Below are 19,554 nucleotides of genomic sequence, written 5' to 3'. Positions count from 1 at the left end.
CAGTATTTTCACTGAGTGGAAGTTCGGCCTTGTTCGCGGCCTCGACGCGCTGTGTACTCGACGCATGCGTACACAGGTCGCCATCATCGGTGCAGGGCCCGCGGGTCTGCTGCTCTCCCATCTGCTCGCGGAACAGGGAATCGACTCCGTCCTGATCGAGTCGCGCACCCAGGAGTACGTGCTCTCTCGAATCCGCGCGGGCATCCTCGAACACTCGACGGTCCAGTTGCTCGACGACCATGGCCTCGGCGAGCGATTGCATCGCGAAGGCCACGAGCATCGCGGAATCTACCTGCAGTGGCCGGAAGAGCGGCACCACATCGACTTTCGTGACCTGGTGGATCGAAGCGTGTGGGTGTACGGGCAGACCGAGGTGACCAAGGATCTCGTGGCGGCCCGTGAGAAAGCGGGCCAACAGATCTACTACGACGTCTCCGACACCGCGTTGCACGACGTCGAGTCCGACGCCCCGTACGTCACGTTCACCGATGCCTCGGGCACCTCGATGCGGATCGATGCGAACGTGGTTGCCGGGTGCGACGGTTCCTTCGGTCCGAGCCGCGCCGCGATGCCGGATTCGGTCCGAAGTACATGGGAGCGAACGTATCCGTATTCGTGGCTGGGGGTGCTCGCGGATGTGGCACCCTCGACCGACGAGCTCATCTACGCCTGGCATCAGGATGGATTCGCGATGCACTCGATGCGATCGTCGACGGTCAGCCGGCTGTATCTGCAGGTTCCGAACGGCACCGACATCGACACCTGGTCCGACGACCGGATTTGGGATGCGTTGGCACGCAGACTCGGTCACGGTCAGGACGGTTGGGAGCTGACGCCGGGGCCGATCACCGAGAAGAGCGTCCTGCCGATGCGCAGCTACGTGCAGACACCGATGCGACACGGCAATCTCTTTCTGGCCGGGGACGCCGCGCACATCGTGCCGCCGACCGGAGCGAAGGGCCTCAACCTTGCAGTGGCCGACGTGGCCCTGCTGGCACCGGCTCTGACGTCGTTGCTGGGCAAGAACGACTCTCGCGCCGCCGATACCTACAGTGACGACGCCCTCCGACGCGTCTGGCGCTGCACCCACTTCTCCTGGTGGATGACCACGATGCTGCACACCGGAGACGATCCGTTCGACACGCAGTTGCAACTCTCGCAACTGAAATGGGTGGCGTCCAGCGAAGCAGGTGCCACGGGACTGGCGGAGAACTACGCGGGACTGCCCATCGGATTCTGAGTCGGCCGTCGCGGGATCGACCCTGTCGTTCGTTACCCTTGCGGAACAGCGAGAGAACAGGGTAATTCACAGTGTCTGATATCGACGCCGCCTCGGCGCGCACGGCCGTGGCGGTGCGGGCGACCTATATCGCGTTCATCGGGGCCGGCTTCGCCTTCGCCAGTTGGGCTTCTCGGATCCCGCAGGTGCGCGATCGCCTGGAACTCACCTCATCTCAGCTCGGGATCGTGTTGCTCGCCATCGCAGTCGGATCCCTGCTCGCGCTGCCGATGTCCGGAATCATCATCAACCGCTTCGGGTCTCGGCTCACGGTCACCGTGATGTCCCTCGTTCTTGCGGTCGGTCTGACGATCATCGCCAGCGGCTATCTGGTGGGTGTAGTGCCGTTGCTCATCGGACTGTTCGTGCTCGGATTCGCCAACGGTGCATGGGATGTCGCCATGAACGTGCACGGTGCGGTGGCCGAACGTCGTCTCGGACGCTCGATCATGCCGCGGTTCCACGCGGGTTTCAGCGCCGGCACTGTGGCCGGAGCCCTGATCGGCACTGCGATGGTGGCGCTGAACATCTCGGTGACGGTGCACCTGCTGACGGTCGCAGTCGTCATCGTCGCAGCCATTCCGTTGGGAGTTCGCCATTTCCTGAACGAATCCGATGCCGAACCCGAAACGCCGACCCCCGACACCACGCGGCCGCACGCCCTTGCTCGGTGGAAGGAGCCGCGCACCCTGCTGATCGGCGTCGTCGCCTTGTCCTTCGCGTTTGCCGAGGGCAGCGGAAACGATTGGCTCAACATCGCATTGATCGACGGTTACGACGCGTCGGCCGTGGCTGGAACCCTCGCGTTCACCACGTTTCTGGTGGCCATGACCGCTGTGCGGTGGTTCGGCAACGGGCTGCTCGATCGATACGGTCGTGTCGTCGTTCTTCGCGGCCTGGCCGGAGTATCCGTCGTGGGGGTGCTGCTGTTCGTCCTGAGTCCTGTTGTGCCGCTGGCCTTCGTGGGTGCCTTTCTGTGGGGAGCGGGCGTCTCTCTCGGATTCCCGGTTGCCATGAGTGCTGCCGCCGACGAACCCGCAGCCGCAGCCGCCCGCGTGAGTGTGGTCGCCTCCATCGGATACTTCGCTTTCCTGGGAGGCCCGCCCCTCATCGGCTTCCTCGGCGGGCACGGCGACGTACTTCGGGCGTTGCTCGTCGTCGCCGCACTCCTTGCGGGCTCGTTGATCCTGATCGGAGCACTGCGACCCCTACCCGGGTCGAATTCGAGGCATTGATCGTTGCGAGGACGGGTGGGCGCGTCGAGCGAATCCCGGTTCAGGCAGCGAGCGGTCTGATTGCGTCGAACAAACAGGCGTCGGGTAGCCGTTCTACACTCCTACCGTCCATGCCGACCAGGAATGCGGGTTGACGATCGACGCGCGAACGCGAACGCTGCAGAACTCGATTCCCGCAGACACAGATCCACGGAGGCTTCGTCATGACCACATCCACCGCGTCGGACGGAGTGCATCCCACGATCGATCGGCGCCGTCAGCTGATCACCGGCGGAGTCGGTCATCTGATCGAGTACTTCGATTGGAGTGCTTACTCGTTCCTGGCGATCTACTTCGCCCACCAGTTCTTCCCCGGTGGTGAGTCCTCGCTCGTCCCCTTGCTCAGCACCTTCGCCGTCTTCGCCGTCGGCTTTCTGGCGCGGCCGGTCGGCGGGATCGTGCTGGGGAAGGTCGCGGACCGGCGCGGCCGCAAAGCTGCGCTGAGTCTGTCCGTTGCGATGATGGGAATCGGGAGCCTGATCATCGGACTCTCGCCGACCTTCTATCAGGTCGGTGTGCTGGCACCGATCGTTCTGGTGATCGCCCGCCTCGTTCAGGGATTCTCGACCGGTGGCGAATTGGCCACGGCGAGCGCATTCTTGATGGAATCCGCCCCCGACGATCGCCGCGGGACATTCACCAGTTTCACCAATGTCACCTCCAGCGCGGGCAAGGTTCTGTGCTTGGGCATCATCACCGGCCTGGTTCACCTCGTCGGTACGGAGAACATGAGTGACTGGGCCTGGCGCGTACCGTTTCTGATCGGTGCAGCCGGTGCGGTAGTGGCCTGGTGGATACGCCGACGGGCTCAGGAAACGCTGGTGGCAGCGACCGATTCCGGCGAGGCGGAGCGAGTGGCGCGGATGAATCGCGGGAGTTTCGCCGAGTTGTTCACCGACCACCGCGGTGCGTTCTGGAGAGCATTCGCCATCGCGGCCCTGACGGGCGCGATGTTCTACGCCTGGGGCACCTTCGTTCCCACCTGGGCGGTGGTGACCGCTGGTCTGGACAAGGAAAGCGCCGTGCTGATATCGACCATCGCTTTCGTCTTCTACGGGCTTCTCCAGGTCCCGCTGGGGCGGCTGTCCGACCGCATCGGACGACGTCCGATGCTCCTGACCTTCGCACTCGGCAACAGTGTGCTGACCGTTCCCCTGTTCCTCCTGGTCTCCTCGAATGCACTCGATACCCTGCTCGTTCAGTGCGCAGGTCTCGCGCTGACCGCGATTGTCATGTCGATCAGCGGTGCCATGGTCGGTGAGATGTTTCCCAGTCACGTCCGGGTGCTTGCGACCGGCACGGCAATGTCGTTCGCAACAGCGATCTTCGGTGGCACGGTCCCTCTGATCGGAACGTGGCTGCACAGTGCCGGGGCAACCGAGCTCTTTCCGGTCTACCTCGTAGTCCTCAACGTCGTCGGGGCGATCGTGTTGTGGCGAATTCCCGAAACGGCCCACGCACGACTTCTTCCCTGACATCCCGTGCGACACGAAGTCGACCGAACGACCATCGGTGAGTGCCGGAATGCGTCGGCTGTGACGGGAGTCGCATTAAGCTGCTGTCATGCGCATCGACGAGTATCGGAAGTACGACGGTCTCGGCCTGGCCGAGTTGGTTGCCAATCGTGAGGTGACACCGCGCGACTTGCTCGATTGTGCACTGGGACAGGTCAAGTCGATCGATCCGCGGCTCAATTCGGTGGTGCGGGTGATGTCGAAGCAGGCAGACGAGCAGCTGACGCGGCCGCTGCAGGGACCCTTCGCCGGTGTGCCGTTTCTGATCAAGGATCTCTCGCAGGACTATGCAGGCCTGCCCACATCGAGTGGATCGCGTTCGTTGACGGATCTGGCGATGCCGGAGCACTCCACGGTGGTGCAGCGCTGGCTCGATGCCGGCCTGGTGATTTTCGGCAAGACCAACACCCCGGAATTCGGGGCGAAGGGAATCACCGAGCCGACGGTGTTCGGTCCGGCCCGAAATCCCTGGGACCCCAGCCGAACCCCGGGTGGCTCGTCGGGTGGGTCGGCCGCAGCGGTCGCGTCCGGCATCGTTCCCGTGGCCGGAGCCAACGACGGCGGTGGATCCATTCGGATTCCGGCGGCGTGCTGCGGACTGGTCGGGCTCAAGCCGGGACGCGGACTGGTGCCGTCGGGACCGACCTTCGGTGAGCCGATGCACGGGGCAGCGGTGCAGGGCGTCGTGTCGCGATCGGTGCGCGATACCGCAGCGATGCTCGACGTGCTGGCGGGCGGCGAGGCGTCGTCCGGCTACTTGCCCGCGCGTCCCGACGGAACGTTCCTGTCTCGAGTGGACAAGGATCCGAAGCCGTTGCGCATCGGCATGTATGCCGTCACATCGGTCAATCCGTCGCCCCACCCGCAGGCCGTCGCAGCGATGGAATCGGCGGCGAAGACGCTGACCGACCTCGGCCACACCGTCGAGCTTCTCGACGCCCCGCCGTACGACGACAAGAGCCTCAATCGAGAATTCCTGTTGGCCTGGTTCACCTATCTGGCGTGGGAGATGGACGAGGTCAAGCGCAGAACCGGTTGCGGCGACGACGCGTTCGAGCGTGATACCCGAATCATGGCGGCTCTGGGCAGAGCTGCCAGTGGCATCGACTACCTCGAAGCGGTGGAAGGTCGCCACCTACACGTTCGGGCGCTGGCGACGTACTTCGAGACGTACGATCTGCTGCTGACGCCCACCCTGGCCGAGCTACCGCCGAAGATCGGTGCGTTCGACCTCGCGAAGCCGCTGCAAATGGCGTCGGACTTGTTGTTGCGCAGTAGAACTGCTGGCTTGCTTCGGCACACCGGCATCGTCGATCAGATGATCGACGACAACATCTCGTGGATTCCGTACACCCAGTTGGCCAACGTCACCGGCCGTCCCGCGCTCTCTCTGCCCGTCCACTGGACCCCCGACGGCCTACCGATGGGCGCGCACTTCACCGCGCCGCTCGGCGGCGAGGCGCTGCTCGTCCAACTGGCCGGCCAGATCGAACGTGCAGCGCCCTGGGTGGATCGCTACGACACTCTCGACTAGCGGGTCGCTCCCAGTTGAACCTTGCCCAGAATTCCCGACGGCCGTTGCCGCACATGGCCGTCGACGATGTCGACGACTCCGCCGGCCCATTCGGGATCGGTGTCGGCGGCAGCCTGGGGATCGGCGTGGGCGTCGGTGCCCTCCTCGGCCACCACGGTGATGGAACGCTGCAGGGCCTCTCGGACGCTCATCAGCGTCGTATCGGGCTCGGTGAACACCTCCGTTGCGGCGTTGCCTCGACGTACCACCATGTCGTGAGTGAGGCTGTCCACCAACGAGATCACCGTGCCCGGAGGCATGCCGGTGATGGTTGCGACGGCGCGGCCCACCAATCCGGTCGGCAACAGCGGAACCGGAATCTGGGCGCGGCGCAGGCCAGCAACGCTGCCGTACGCCTGCAACAGTTCCGGATAGCTCATCGTCTCGGTGCCGCCGATGTCGAACGAACCCGGACGCGCGGTGTCGCCGAGAGCACGAGCGATGATGGCGACCACATCGACGACGGCAATGGGCTGCACCTGCCTGCGCATCCACGTCGGGATGGGCGTGAGCGGCAGACGCTCGGTCATCCGTCGCACCAGCTCGAACGAGGTCGATCCCGAGCCGAGGATGATCGCCGCCCGCAGCACGGTGGCGTCGACGGAGCTGTCGAGGAACGTCTCCTCGACCTGCAGGCGAGAGCGCAGATGATCGGACAGCGGGGTTCCGTCGTCGGGGATGAGGCCGGAGAGGTAGACGATCCGGCGCAGGCCGTTGCGCTCCGCGGCGGCGGCCATCGACTGCGCGGCGTGGCGATCCTTCTCGACGAAGTCGCCTTCGTCCATCGAATGCACCAGGTAGACGACGGCGTCCACATTCTCGGTCGCAGTGTCGAAGGTCTCGTGATCGTCGAGGTCGAAGTGCACCGCGTTGACGTGAGCGCCCCAGGCGAAGCGTGACTTCTTGCTCGGATCGCGCATGGCGGCGTGCACGTCGTGACCCTGTTCGAGGAGGACCGGGATCAGCCGAGACCCTATGTATCCGGTTGCGCCGGTGACCAGCACTCGCATGTAATTCTCGTTTCTGTAGACATGAGGCCATACCCCGTCGGAGCAGTCTCACTCCCCGGCGTCGGAGGCAGATGACACACTGTCCGGGTGAGTGCGCGTATCAGGAACAACGTGAGGGTCGTCGGGGCAGTCGACGGGCCCGTGGTGATGCTGGCTCACGGGTTCGGGTGTGACCAGACGCTGTGGCGTTCGGTGACCGATATCCTGGCTCCGGTTTTCCGGGTCGTGCTCTTCGATCACGTCGGGTCCGGCGCGTCGGACCCCTCTGCGTGGGATGCCGACAAGTACGCGCCGCTGGAGGCCTACGTCGACGACATCGTCGATATTGTCCGGGAACTCGATCTTCACGATGTGACGTTCGTGGGTCACTCGGTGGCGTCGATGATGGGTGTTCTCGCGGTCCAGGCGGCCCCCGAGCGGTTCGACAAGCTCTTTCTCCTGACACCGTCCCCTCGGTACATCGACGACGGTGACTACCGCGGTGGGTTCAGCCGTGAGGACATCGACGAGCTGCTCGAGTCGTTGGACAGCAATTACCTGGGCTGGTCCGCATCGATGGCACCGATCGTGGTGAATGCGCCGGATCGCCCCGATCTCGAGAACATGTGGACAGCGAGCTTCTGCCGAACCGATCCCGAGTGCGCACGGGTGTTCGCCCGCACCACCTTCCTGTCCGACAATCGCGCTGATCTGGCCGCGGTTGCCCTGCCCACGATGATCGTCGACTGTGCGCGGGATTCGCTGGCACCGCCTCAGGTCGGCAGATACGTTCACGAACACATCGCCGGCAGCACCCTGAAGACCCTCGACGCCAGCGGGCACTGCCCGCACGTCACCGAACCCGAGCAGACCGCCGAGGCGATTGCGGCCTTCGTGAGATCGTCGTGATCAACGACCTCGACATCGAGGACCTGTACGAGAACGCACCCTGCGGCTATCTGTCGGTTCTTCCGGACATGCGGATCGTGAGACTGAACTCGACGCTGGCGAATTGGCTCGGCTTCGACGTCGACGCCTTGATCGGGACCGACTTCACCCACCTTCTCACCGCCGGTGGCCGGATCCACTACGAGACCCATTTCGGTCCGATTCTGCGTATGTCAGGACAGCTCGACGGCATCGCGCTCGATTTCGTGACGTCGGATCGTCGTCGGTTGCCGGTGTTCATGACCGCGAACGTCAAGACCGACGGGTCCGGCACGCCGGTACTGATTCGCATCACCGCGCTCGACGCCAGGGACCGGCGCACCTACGAACGCGAGTTGCTCGAGTCCCGAACGCGAGCGGAGCTGCTGGCGAAGACACTGCAGCGGTCGTTGCTGCCGCCTGCGCTGCTGCCGCCGTCGGGAATGACCGCAGCCGCGCACTATCACGCGGCATCGAGCGACGAGGTGGGTGGAGATTTCTACGATCTGTTCCCGCTGTCGGACGACCGCTGGGGATTCTTCCTCGGCGACGTCTGCGGCAAGGGTGCGTCGGCCGCAGCGGTGACGTCGTTGACGCGGTACACCCTGCGCGCGGCCGCGGTGTACGACCACGATCCGGTCGCTGTTCTGCACAATCTGGATTCGGTCCTGCGGCAGGAGTTCCGCGAGAACGACGCGCAGTTCTGCACAGCGGTGTTCGGCGTGCTCAGTCGTTCGGCCGAGGGATTCGAGGTGTGCATGGCCAGCGGCGGTCATCCGCCTCCGCTGGTGATGCGCGCCGACGGGAGCGCGCACTACGTCCATATGACGGGTGGGCAACTCGTCGGAATCCTGCGTCATGCGCGGTTCGTGCCTGCCACCGTGACATTGAGGGCAGGCGACACCCTGCTGCTCTACACCGACGGCCTCACCGAGGCACGGGTGAGCACAGGTCGATACGACGACGAGGGTGCGCTGCTGGAGTTCGCGACCGCCCATGCCCCGGCGGCACCGGCGGGCATCGTCGAGGATCTACGGGTCCTGCTGAACAGCTTCGGCGACGGATTGGCCGACGACGCAGCGGTGATGGCGCTGGGAGTGTCGTCAGTCGAGAGCGGCGAGGGCTGACGCCAGATCTGCGTGCAGCGCGAATTCCTGATCGAGGCCCATCAGTTTGATCGGGCGGCTGGTGGTCGGCCCATCGGCGACCACCGAAAAGGCGACGGTGTCCCCGTGGTCCTTCTGCGTCGTTGCCAGCACGGTCATGGCAGCCGAGGCCAAGAACGAGACCTTGCTCAGGTCGACGATCAGTGCAGTAGGCGTGGTGGCGATCTGTGCGTCGATCGCGGTCGACAATGCGGGGGCCGTGGTGACGTCGAGTTCACCGGCGACCGCGACGACGGCCGCGCGGCCGTCGTTGCTGGACTGGATGGAAAATCCGGCGGTGTTCGTATCGGCTGGCATGTGTGCTCCTGAATCGTTACCCGCCGCGCTCGTCGACGGGGCATGCGGACCATTCAATCAGTAGGTCCTACTCGAACGTGACCTGCGTTCCTCTGAGTGCGGGAGCGCCGACCGTCGTGGTCCAGGACGGCACTGCGTCGGGCTCGATCCCCGTGGCCCCGCCGTAGAGGACGGCCAGGGTCTGCTGCTCGGTGATCGAGCCGGCGTAGGAGGCGGGCACGGGGGAGAGCTGCGGAACCGGAAGTGACGGAATGTCCTGTTCACCGGGGTTTCTCGACGGCACCTGGTACGAACCGTCGTTGGGGGAGCTGCCCGGGTACTGCGGGAAGTATTCGCCCGTCGAGCGGTCGAGGGAGGTGTAACAGGTGGGCCCGCGGTCCTGCTCGAACAATCGCGGCTCGTCCTGGTTGGGCAGATACCGGCCCTTCGGGTTGACGAACGGCATCGAGACGTTGATGCCGGGATACTCGTCACCGTCGCCGAGCAGGATCTTGCCGCGTCTGGCACCCTCGGCGAACTGTGAGACGGTGCAACCGAGGGCAGGCGAGAATTCGGCGAACACCTCGAGGGCCTCGCGTGAATTCGCGGCCAGTCCGATGATGTCCGCGGAGTTGGCATCGAGGAAGTCGGCGGTGGTGTTGGAGGCGGATGTCAATGACGCGTAGAGCGTCTCGAGGGCCGGGCGCTTCTCGACGACGGTATTGCCCGTGGTCCGCAGATTGTCCAGTGCGTTGATCAACTCGGGGGCGGCATCGGCGTAGGTCTGCGAGAAGTCGGCCAGACCACGCAGGTCCTCCTGAATTGCCGGCAGCTCTGTGTTGAGCCCGGCGAAGATGTTCTCCAGGCGGTCGATCGTCAGGCCGAGCTCCTCGCCGCGACCGCTCAGTCCTTGCGCCAGCGCACCGAGCGTGTTGGACAGGTCCTGCGGCGGCACGGCCTGGAGCAGAGGCAACAGGCCGTCGAGCAGCTGTCCTACCTCGATGGCGTTGCCGCTGCGATCCTGCTTCAGCACGGTCCCCTCGGTGATCGGCGACGCAGGCTTGCCGTCCGGCAGAACCAACGCGACGTATCGTTCGCCGAACAGCGTCTTGGGCAGCAGCCGCGCGGTGGCGTTCGACGGGATCATCTCCGCCATGTCCGGTTCGATTGCCAACTCCGAGGTGACGACGCGACCGGCCGTCGATGCCGATCGGACTTCGCCGACGATCATGCCGCGAACTTTGACGTCCGCATTGCGGGGAAGAGCGTTGCCGACGCTGTCGGTCTCGAGGGAGACCGTCACGACGTCCTTGAACGTCTTGTTGTACGAGGTGACGCTCCACCCGACGAATACGACGATGAGTACGACGAGAGCGAGTCCGAGGAGTCGGTTCTGGACCGGCGAGGGGGAGCCGGTCATGGATACGTCGCAACGACAACAACAGCCATGTCGCGAACCTTAGTGCTACACGACGTAACACTTACTACCGAAAGTCGGCTTGTGAGATGGACTTAGCACTTCGTCTCGAATGTGATGTGAGCCATAGGCCGTCAGCCGCGCGAGCGCAGAATCAACTGCGCCGCGCTAATGTCGTCGATGACGAGGTCGGTGATCAATCCGCCGCGCAGGGCGGCGGTGAGGGCATCGAGCTTGGACGCTCCGGCGACGATGCACACCCGCCGCGGAACCACCTTGAGTCGATCCAGGCTCGGTCCACTCGATCTGTCGTTCAACGCAATTCGGTCGTGGCTACCGTCGGATCGCAGGAACACGGTGGCGATGTCGCCGACGACGCCGTCGCGCTGGAGCTCGGCTCGATCCTCGCGCTCGAGGTAGCCGGCGCTGTAGACGTGACTCGGAACGGCACTGCTCATGACGCCGATGCTGAACACGGCGAGGTTCATCCGATCCTGAAGTTCGAGGACTCGTTTGATGCTGTGTTCACGCCACAGGTGTCGGCGGGTTTCGGGGTAGTCGAAGAATGCGGGTACCGGAAACCCCTGCGCCACAGCGCCGTACGCGTCGGCAAATGTTCTGATGATGTCGGTGGCGTAAGAAACTCCCGTGGTGCGGGTGTTGGCTGCGCCGTTGAGTTGCACGACGGTCGAGTTGTGGGTTCGTTTGGGTGCGAGCTTGCGACTGACGGCGCTGACGGTGGTTCCCCAGGCGACTCCCATCACCATGTCGGACTCGAAGAACGACGTCAGCAATCGGCCGGCGAACGTGGCTACCCGATCGAGGCGCTGCAATTCGTCGACGGTTTCCGAGACGGGGACGACGTGTGCACGAATGTCGTACAGATCGGCGAACGCACGCTCGATCCGCGGTGCCTGGCCGAGTGGTGTGGAGATCTTGATCTCCACGAGGCCGGATGCCCGGGCGAAGGTGATGAGTCGTGAGACGGTCGAACGAGATACGCCCAGCTCACGGCCGATCGCCGCCATCGTCAAGTCCTGGAAGTAGTACAGACGCGCCGCCTGGGTGGCATGGCCGGTCCTGGGATCCGATTCGGGGTCGATGGGCGGTTCCGTCACCGGCACCAGTGTACGACCGATTTGCACATATGTGCACCAGCTGTGCAACGCAGTGCAGGCCGTCTACCGTGGCAAACAGCACGCACTGTGGCGTGCATCACCAACTTTGCGGAGGCTACACAATGGCTCGTAAGGAACCGGAATGGGGACTGCCGGCGCACATGGCTGCCGAGTTCGCCGGAACCATGATTCTCATTCTGTTCGGCGTCGGCGTCGTCGCGCAGGTGGTCTCGGGCGGTGAATCGGGGAGTCTCGGAGACCACGATTCGATCGCCTGGGCCTGGGGGCTGGGCGTGATGTTCGGCATCTACGTCGCGGGCCGTATCACCGGCGCGCACCTCAATCCCGCGGTCACCATCGCGTTCGCACTCTTCCGCGGCTTCAGCTGGAAGATGGTTGCGCCCTACGTTCTCGCGCAGACCGCAGGTGCCTTCGTGGCCGCACTGCTGGTCCGCTGGAACTACAACGACATGATCAACGCAGTGGACCCCGGGCACACCACGGCCACTCAGACGATCTTCTCGACGCTTCCCGGAAACGGAACGTTGCCCGTCAGCGTGTCCTCGGCGCTGATCGATCAGATCATCGGCACGGCGATCCTGCTGTTCCTCATTGTGGCCGTGACCGATTCGCTCGGTACCGCACCGATGGCCAACATGGCTCCGCTGATCGTCGGCCTCATCGTCGTCGCCATCGGCTTCGCATGGGCCACCAACGCCGGATACGCGATCAATCCGGCCCGAGATTTCGGACCTCGCCTGGCGTCGTACATCACCGGATACGGTGGAGCCTGGCGAGATCAATACGGCGGCCTGTACTTCTGGGTCCCGATCGTCGGACCTCTCGTAGGCGGACCGATAGGAGTGATCCTGTACGACTTGCTCATCGGTAGGAACCTCCGCAAAGAAGAAGGTTCGACGCCCGAGCCGCCCTCACGACTCCCAGCAGACACCCAGACCACAGGAGAGAAGCCATGACCGAGTTCGCAGGAAAGTACGTCGCCGCGATCGATCAGGGAACCACGTCTTCACGCTGCATGATCTTCGATCACGCGGGTGCCGTCGTCGCGGTCGATCAGAAGGAACACCAGCAGATCTTCCCGCAGGCCGGATGGGTCGAGCACGACGCGTCGGAGATCTGGGACAACGTGCGTGCCGTCGCGGCCGGTGCCATGGCTGCTGCGGATCTGACGCGCGAGGACATCGCCGCTGTCGGTATCACCAACCAACGTGAGACGGCGCTGGTGTGGGAGCGCGCGACGGGCAAGCCGATCTACAACGCCATCGTCTGGCAGGACACCCGAACCGATCGCATCGCCACTGCCCTCGGTGGGGGCGACGCCAACAAGTACACCGCCAAGACCGGCCTGCCTCTTGCCACCTACTTCTCCGGCCCCAAGATCAAGTGGATCCTCGACAACGTCGACGGCGCACGGGCGAAAGCCGAAGCGGGAGAACTGTGTTTCGGCAACATGGACACGTGGGTGCTGTGGAACATGACCGGCGGTACCGACGGCGGACTGCACTACACCGATCCGACCAATGCGTCGCGCACCCTGCTGATGGATCTCGACACCCTGCAGTGGGACGAGGGTATCTGTGCAGACATGGGCATCCCGATGTCGATGATGCCCGAGATCCGCTCGAGTTCCGAGGTGTACGGCACCGGCCGCGAGCGCGGTCCGTTCCGCGGAGTGCCGATCTCCGGCATCCTCGGCGATCAGCAGGCAGCAACCTTCGGGCAGGCCTGCCTGTCTCCCGGTGAGGCCAAGAACACCTACGGCACAGGCAATTTCGTGCTGCTCAACACCGGCACCGAAAAGGTCATGAGCAAGAACGGCTTGCTGACCACGGTCTGCTACAAGATCGGCGACCAACCGACGGTGTACGCACTCGAAGGTTCCATCGCCGTGACGGGCTCGTTGGTGCAGTGGCTGCGCGACAACCTGGGCATGATCTCCTCGGCCGCCGACATCGAGACCGACGCACGGTCGGTGGACGACAACGGTGGCGCGTACTTCGTGCCTGCATTCTCCGGCCTCTTCGCTCCGCACTGGCGAGCGGACGCCCGCGGTGCAATCGTGGGACTGACGCGCTTCGTCAACAAGGGCCACCTGGCCCGTGCCGTGCTCGAGGCCACCGCGTACCAGACGCGTGAGGTGATCGAGGCCATGAACGCCGACTCCGGTGTCGATCTCGAGGTGCTCAAGGTCGACGGCGGAATGGTCGTCAACGAACTGCTGATGCAGTTCCAGTCCGACATCCTCAATGTGAAGGTGGTGCGGCCCGTCGTGGCCGAAACCACTGCTCTCGGAGCGGCATACGCTGCCGGACTCGCCGTAGGCTATTGGGAGAGCGAAGACGATATTCGCGAGAATTGGGCCGAGGACAAGACATGGACCCCGTCCATGGACGAAGACCAGCGGGCAAAGTTGTACGCCGGCTGGAAGAAGGCAGTAACACGTACTCTCGATTGGGTTGATGAAGAATGAGTTCCAGCACACCGGTTCTGAGTCCACAGGCACGAGCGGATGCGTTGTCGCGGATGGAGGCCGAAGAGCTCGACATCCTGGTGATCGGCGGCGGCGTCGTCGGAGCGGGCACCGCACTCGATGCCGTGACGCGCGGACTGAAGGTCGGTCTGCTCGAAGCGCGTGATTACGCGGCCGGCACATCCAGCCGCTCGAGCAAGCTGTTCCACGGCGGTCTTCGGTACCTCGAGCAGTTCAACTTCGCGTTGGTGTTCGAGGCGCTCAAGGAGCGATCGCTGGTGCTGAACAAGCTGTGCCCGCACCTCGCTCGCCCGGTGTCGTTCATCTACCCGCTCGAGAAGGCGATCGACCGTCCGTACGTCGGGCTCGGCATCGGCGTGTACGACGTCATGGGTGCCGGACGCGGCGTGCCGAGCCACCACAAGCACCTCGGCAAGAAGAAGACGCTCGAGTCCTTCCCGTCCGGCAAGCGCTCGGCGATCCGCGGTGCGGTGAAGTTCTACGAGGGTCAGGTCGACGACGCACGGCACACGATGATGCTCGCTCGTACCGCAGCTGCCTACGGCGCGTTGTGCGCCAACAGCACTCGCGTCACGGGATTCCTCAGGGAGGACGACAAGGTTGTCGGCGTCGTGGCCAGCGATCTCGAAACGGGCCGCTCCTTCGAGGTCCGGGCCAAGCAGGTCATCAATGCGGCCGGTGTCTGGACCGACGAGGTGCAGCAGATGGTCGGTGGCCGTGGACAATTCCAGGTTCGCGCGTCCAAGGGCGTGCACCTGGTGGTACCGCGCAATCGCATCAACAGTGCAACCGGCATCATCACGCGTACCGAGAAGAGTCTGCTGTTCGTCATCCCGTGGGGCAGTCACTGGATCATCGGCACCACCGATACCGACTGGAAGCTCGACCTGGCTCATCCGGCCGCGAGCCAGAGCGATATCGACTACATCCTGGGCCACGTGAACAAGTTGCTCGCCGATCCGTTGGACCGCACCGATGTCGTCGGTGTGTACGCGGGACTGCGACCGTTGCTGTTCGGCGAATCCGATTCCACCAGCACTCTCTCCCGTGAGCATGCAGTGTCCAGCCCGGTACGAGGGTTGACGGTGATCGCCGGTGGCAAGTACACCACCTATCGCGTGATGGCCAAGGATGCAGTCGATTCCGCTGTGCACGGACTCGAACGGACGGTACCGAAGTGCGTCACCGAGGACATTCCGCTCGTCGGTGCCGACGGGTACCTCGGTGCGTTCAACTCGCGCAATCTGACGGCCGAACGCACCGGTATGCGCGTCTCACGCGTCGAGCACCTGCTCGGTCGGTACGGCACTTTGATGGGTGAACTGTTGGAGATGATCGACGCCGATCCTGATCTCGGTAAGCCTTTGGAGAGCGCGCCGGAGTACCTCAAGGCAGAGGTGGTCTATGCCGCCAGTCACGAGGGCGCACAACACCTCGACGACATCCTGACCCGACGCACCCGCATCTCCATCGAGGTACCCGATCGTGGTGAAGCGGCGGCCGAAGAGGTGGCTCGACTGGTTGCGCCGATCCTCGGCTGGGATGATCAGCATGTGGCCGAGGAGATCGAGCACTACCGGCTTCGTGTTCTGGCAGAACGGGATTCACAGCAGCAGCCCGACGACGACACGGCCGATGCAGCACGACTCGGAGCGCCGGACGTGCGCCTCGGGGTGAGCTGAGCTCTTCGGTCGTAACGGTTCGACGAGGTAGCGCCGCAGGGTCGGGCTCGGAAGTTGTCTGTCCGACCCTGTGGCCGCACACTCGTCTGTCTGCCTGAGCGCTACGAGCCGTTCATGTCGATGCTGGACGGTGACGGCATGCAGCTCACCCGTCGATCCCTGCTCAGATATGCCGCTCTCGGTGCCGCTGCCACGCCGGTGCTGGCGTGCAGCCCGGCGTTGGTTCGCGCCCGGCCGATACTGACACACGGAGTCGCCAGCGGTGATGTGCGTGCCGACGGAGCGCTGGTGTGGGCACGTTCCGATACTCCGGCGACGATGATCGTCGACACGTCCGCGACGGACTCGTTCTCCTCGGTGACGACGATGCGCGGGCCACTGCTGACCCCGCAGTCCGACGGCACGGGAGTGCTGCGCCTCACCGGATTGCCTGCGGGACAGAAGGTTCACTATCGTGTCACGCTCGAGGGCGAGGACGGTGCGACGTCGGAACCCGTGACCGGAGTGTTCTCCACAGCTCCCGACCGCCCATCCGACATCCGCTTGTTGTGGGGTGGCGACACCGCAGGCCAGGGCTACGGCATCAACCCCGATATCGGTGGTATGACCATCTTCTCGGCGATGGCCGACAGGCAGCCGGATCTGTTCCTGCACAGCGGCGATGTCATCTATGCGGACGGCCCGCTCGAGGAGCGCGTGACACTTCCCGACGGCCGTATCTGGCGAAACACCATGAGCGAGGCCAAGTCCAAGGTCGCCGAGACGCTCGACGAGTACCGCGGCCAATACGCCTACAATCTCACCGACGACAACTACCGCCGCTTCAATTCGTCTGTCGCTCAAATGGTCCAGTGGGACGATCACGAAACCGTCAACAACTGGTACCCCGGTGAGATACTCGACCTCGAGCAATACACGGTGAAAGAGGTGGACGTGCTGTCGCGGAGAGCGTTGCAGGCGTTTCACGAGTGGTTGCCCATCGCGCCAACGGAAGCCGTCGACGGCCGGGTGTACCGCAAGATCGCGTACGGGCCGCTGCTCGACGTCTTCGTCCTCGACATGCGCACGTACAAGGACGCGAACGGTGCGAACACCGCTGCGTCAGGGGAGATCCTCGGCTCGGCGCAGCGTCAGTGGCTGATCGACGAGCTCTCCCGCTCCACCGCGACGTGGAAGATCATCGCGAACGACCTGCCCCTCGGGCTCGTCGTGCCTGATGGGAAGGACGCGCAGGAAGGCGTCGGAAACGGCGACCCCGGTGCGCCACTGGGGCGTGAGACCGACATCGCGCAGGTGCTCACCGCGATCGACCGGAACGACGTCACCGGCACCGTCTGGCTCACAGCCGACGTGCATTACACAGCAGCGCATCACTATTCGCCGGAACGAGCCGCCTACCAGGAATTCCGCGAGTTCTGGGAATTCGTCAGCGGGCCACTCAACGCCGGCGCGTTCGGCCCCAACGACTTGGACGGCACTTTCGGCCCGGAGGCAGTGTTCGTGCACGCGCCGCCGGAGCAGAACGCGTCACCCCTCGACTCGTTTCAGCATTTCGGTGAGGTGCTCATCGACGGGGACTCGCGCGAACTCACCGTCAATCTGTGCGACGGGACCGGGGCCGTGCTGTTCACGAAGGTACTGCCTGCCGCTTGATCGGCCCGAGTGGGAATCTCGTACGCCCACCCGTGCGCTCGCGTCCGGCCCGACGGTTCTATCGCGTGGGCCGGACGGTCCGAGTCCGAGGGATGGAATCAGTGTTGTCGAACGATGGACAGGTCAGCCCTGCAGCAACGTGAACGAATGCTCGCGGATCAGGATCGACGGGCCACCGGACTCGTAGGCCTGGTCCGGGTCACTCGAGGTCGACTGACTCCACTTCCCCTCCGGCAGAGTGAATTCCACTGTTGCAGAGGAGCTGTTGACCATCCACGCGAAGGCTGCATCACCGTCGCCTCCACGCATCAGAATCAGAATGCTCTGTGCGTTACCGTCCGCCCAATCCTCGTCGGCCAGCTTCTGACCATCGGCTCGGTAGAAGTCGACCGTATCGGGACCGGCCCCGTCCTCGTCGGAATCGCTGTCGTGCCGGAACCACGTGGGGCGCAGAGCCGGGTGCTCGTCACGGAGCGCGATGAGGTGGGTGGTGAAGTCGATGAGATCCTGGTCGGCCGTGCTCCAATCGAACCAGGACACCTCGTTGTCCTGGCAGTACGCGTTGTTGTTGCCGTTCTGCGTTCGGCCCAGTTCGTCACCGCCCAGGATCATCGGAACGCCGGCCGAGAGCAGCAGTGTGGCAAGGTGATTGCGTTGCTGGCGGGCGCGCAGCGCATTGATGCCCTCGTCGTCGGTCGGGCCTTCGGCTCCGCAACCCCACGAGCGGTTGTCGGATTCGCCGTCCTGACTGTCCTCGCCGTTCTCCTCGTTGTGCTTGTCGTCGTAGGAGTTGAGGTCGGCCAACGTGAAGCCGTCGTGTGCGGTGATGAAGTTGACGCTGGCCAACGTGGGTCGCCGGGTGCTCTCGTAGACGTCCGGGCTGCCGGTGACGCGCTGCGCAAGTGCGGGTAGCGTGCCGCTCTCACCGCGCCAGAAGTCACGGACGTCGTCGCGGAACTTACCGTTCCACTCCGACCAGCGGGCCGGGAAGCCGCCCACCTGGTAGCCCTGGGTGTCCCAGGGTTCGGCGATGAGCTTGACCGGGGCGAGCGTCGGATCCTGATGGACGAGGCTGAGGAACGCGCTGTGCACGTCCAGGTCCGAGTCCTGACGAGTCAGGGTGCTCGCGAGGTCGAAGCGGAAACCGTCGACGTGCATCTCGGTCACCCAGTAGCGCAACGAGTCCAGGATCAGTGCCAGGGCCGCGGGGTGACCGACGTTCAGGCTGTTGCCGGTGCCGGTGGTGTCGTAGTACGCACTTCGGTCGTCGTCGACCAGTCGGTAGTGCGAGCCGTTGTCGATTCCCTTGAGCGAGAGAGTCGGTCCGAGATGGTTGCCCTCGGCGGTGTGGTTGTAGACGACGTCGAGAATGACCTCGATGCCGTTGTCGTGCATAGCTTTGACCAATGCCTTGAACTCGTCCACCTGGCCGCCGGTGTCGCCGCTGCTGCTGTATTCGTTGTGCGGCGCGAAGAAGCCGACCGAGTTGTAGCCCCAGTAGTTCCGTCGCCCCTCTTCGAGCAGGTGCGAATCCTGGACGAACTGGTGGATCGGCAGCAACTCCACTGCCGTGACCCCGATACGCTTCAGATGGGAGATGGCGGCCGGGTGGGCCAAGCCGGCATAGGTACCGCGAATCTCTTCGGGCACATCGGGATTGGTAGCGGTGAAGCCCTTCACATGCACTTCGTAGACGACGGTTCGATCCAGCGGTGTCCGCGGCGACTCGTCGTCCTCCCAATCAAAATTCGATTGCACGGCAATGGAATACGGCATGTATGGGGCCGAGTCCTCGTCGTTGCGGGTCTCCGGCTCGTCGTGCAGATGCGAGAAGACTGCCTCGTTCCAGTCGACCTGGCCGGTGACGGCGGTGGCGTACGGGTCGAGCAGCAACTTCGCCGCGTTGTGCCGCAGTCCCGACGCGGGATCCCACGGGCCGTCGACGCGTAGCCCGTACCGCGAACCGGGCGTCACGTCGGGAACCAGATCGTGGAAGACGTGACCGGTGCGCAGAGTCAATGGCGTTGTACTGCGCTCTGTTCCGTCGTCGTTCAGTACGACCACGGACACGGAGTCCGCAGTTTCCGAGTAGACGGCAAGGTTTGCGCCGTCGTTCGACAGACGCGAGACGCCCAGGGGGTACGGGAGACTTGATGAGGAGGGCATGCTCGCCC

At 64.2% G+C, this 19,554-nt stretch carries 15 protein-coding genes; 10 read left to right on the top strand and 5 right to left on the bottom strand.

What is annotated here, in order from left to right:
* Positions 1–64 precede the first annotated feature (64 nt).
* The 4 genes from MTX35_RS07600 (at position 65) to MTX35_RS07585 (ending at position 5,601) form a co-directional block, all read left to right on the top strand.
* The gene (locus tag MTX35_RS07600) at positions 65–1,240 is read left to right on the top strand and encodes a 4-hydroxybenzoate 3-monooxygenase (RefSeq protein WP_243594383.1); all 1,176 of its coding nucleotides are present in this window, start codon (positions 65–67) and stop codon (positions 1,238–1,240) included.
* Positions 1,241–1,311: 71 nt separating this feature from the next.
* Positions 1,312–2,514 carry an MFS transporter gene (locus tag MTX35_RS07595; RefSeq protein WP_243594382.1) on the top strand — a complete coding sequence of 401 codons (1,203 nt, stop codon included), beginning with the start codon at positions 1,312–1,314 and terminating at the stop codon, positions 2,512–2,514.
* A gap of 203 nt (positions 2,515–2,717) precedes the next feature.
* Entirely contained in the window at positions 2,718–4,028 is a 1,311-nt protein-coding gene (locus tag MTX35_RS07590; protein ID WP_243594381.1) for an MFS transporter, read from the top strand.
* A gap of 88 nt (positions 4,029–4,116) precedes the next feature.
* Entirely contained in the window at positions 4,117–5,601 is a 1,485-nt protein-coding gene (locus tag MTX35_RS07585) for an amidase (RefSeq protein WP_243594380.1), read from the top strand.
* On the opposite strand, the gene MTX35_RS07580 is transcribed toward MTX35_RS07585, so the two are convergent.
* On the bottom strand, positions 5,598–6,650 hold the full coding sequence (locus tag MTX35_RS07580) for an NAD(P)H-binding protein (RefSeq protein WP_243594379.1): 1,053 nt from the start codon (positions 6,648–6,650) through the stop codon (positions 5,598–5,600). The genes MTX35_RS07585 and MTX35_RS07580 overlap by 4 nt on opposite strands.
* 87 nt (positions 6,651–6,737) lie before the next feature.
* Between MTX35_RS07580 and MTX35_RS07575 the strand changes: the two genes are divergently transcribed.
* Together MTX35_RS07575 and MTX35_RS07570 are read left to right on the top strand one after the other, a co-directional pair.
* Positions 6,738–7,538: an alpha/beta fold hydrolase gene (locus tag MTX35_RS07575; protein ID WP_243594378.1), complete on the top strand. Its 801-nt coding sequence runs from the start codon at positions 6,738–6,740 to the stop codon at positions 7,536–7,538.
* Complete coding sequence (locus MTX35_RS07570) at positions 7,538–8,683, top strand: PP2C family protein-serine/threonine phosphatase (protein ID WP_374230255.1); 1,146 nt, start codon at positions 7,538–7,540, stop codon at positions 8,681–8,683. The genes MTX35_RS07575 and MTX35_RS07570 overlap by 1 nt, the downstream gene beginning before the upstream one ends.
* Here MTX35_RS07570 and MTX35_RS07565 read toward each other — a convergent pair.
* The 3 genes from MTX35_RS07565 to MTX35_RS07555 form a co-directional block, all read right to left on the bottom strand.
* Positions 8,660–9,019 (bottom strand): STAS domain-containing protein, encoded by a 360-nt coding sequence (locus MTX35_RS07565; protein ID WP_243594376.1) that lies wholly within the window; start codon positions 9,017–9,019, stop codon positions 8,660–8,662. The genes MTX35_RS07570 and MTX35_RS07565 overlap by 24 nt on opposite strands.
* A gap of 67 nt (positions 9,020–9,086) precedes the next feature.
* Positions 9,087–10,418, bottom strand: coding sequence for an MCE family protein (locus MTX35_RS07560; RefSeq protein WP_243594375.1), 1,332 nt, complete (start codon positions 10,416–10,418; stop codon positions 9,087–9,089).
* Between the two features lie 131 nt (positions 10,419–10,549).
* Positions 10,550–11,533, bottom strand: a complete 984-nt coding sequence (locus MTX35_RS07555; RefSeq protein ID WP_243594374.1) for a sugar-binding transcriptional regulator — start codon at positions 11,531–11,533, stop codon at positions 10,550–10,552.
* Between the two features lie 122 nt (positions 11,534–11,655).
* Here MTX35_RS07555 and MTX35_RS07550 point away from each other — a divergent pair, with 122 nt between their 5' ends.
* From MTX35_RS07550 to MTX35_RS07535, 4 genes are all read left to right on the top strand, one after another.
* The gene (locus tag MTX35_RS07550; protein ID WP_243594373.1) at positions 11,656–12,510 is read left to right on the top strand and encodes an MIP/aquaporin family protein; all 855 of its coding nucleotides are present in this window, start codon (positions 11,656–11,658) and stop codon (positions 12,508–12,510) included.
* Positions 12,507–14,024, top strand: coding sequence for a glycerol kinase GlpK (gene glpK, locus MTX35_RS07545; protein ID WP_243594372.1), 1,518 nt, complete (start codon positions 12,507–12,509; stop codon positions 14,022–14,024). Before MTX35_RS07550 ends, glpK begins: the two co-directional genes overlap by 4 nt.
* Positions 14,021–15,727, top strand: a complete 1,707-nt coding sequence (locus MTX35_RS07540; RefSeq protein ID WP_243594371.1) for a glycerol-3-phosphate dehydrogenase/oxidase — start codon at positions 14,021–14,023, stop codon at positions 15,725–15,727. Before glpK ends, MTX35_RS07540 begins: the two co-directional genes overlap by 4 nt.
* A gap of 138 nt (positions 15,728–15,865) precedes the next feature.
* Entirely contained in the window at positions 15,866–17,380 is a 1,515-nt protein-coding gene (locus tag MTX35_RS07535; RefSeq protein ID WP_243594445.1) for an alkaline phosphatase, read from the top strand.
* A gap of 123 nt (positions 17,381–17,503) precedes the next feature.
* On the opposite strand, the gene glgX is transcribed toward MTX35_RS07535, so the two are convergent.
* Positions 17,504–19,546 carry a glycogen debranching protein GlgX gene (glgX, locus tag MTX35_RS07530; protein WP_243594370.1) on the bottom strand — a complete coding sequence of 681 codons (2,043 nt, stop codon included), beginning with the start codon at positions 19,544–19,546 and terminating at the stop codon, positions 17,504–17,506.
* Between the last annotated feature and the right edge of the window lie 8 nt (positions 19,547–19,554).

The organism is Rhodococcus sp. ARC_M12 (assembly GCF_022810385.1).
In the GTDB taxonomy this organism is placed as follows: domain Bacteria; phylum Actinomycetota; class Actinomycetes; order Mycobacteriales; family Mycobacteriaceae; genus Rhodococcoides; species Rhodococcoides navarretei.
The sequence above is the reverse complement of the archived record's forward strand: the minus strand, read 5'-3'. Positions and strand labels throughout refer to the sequence as shown.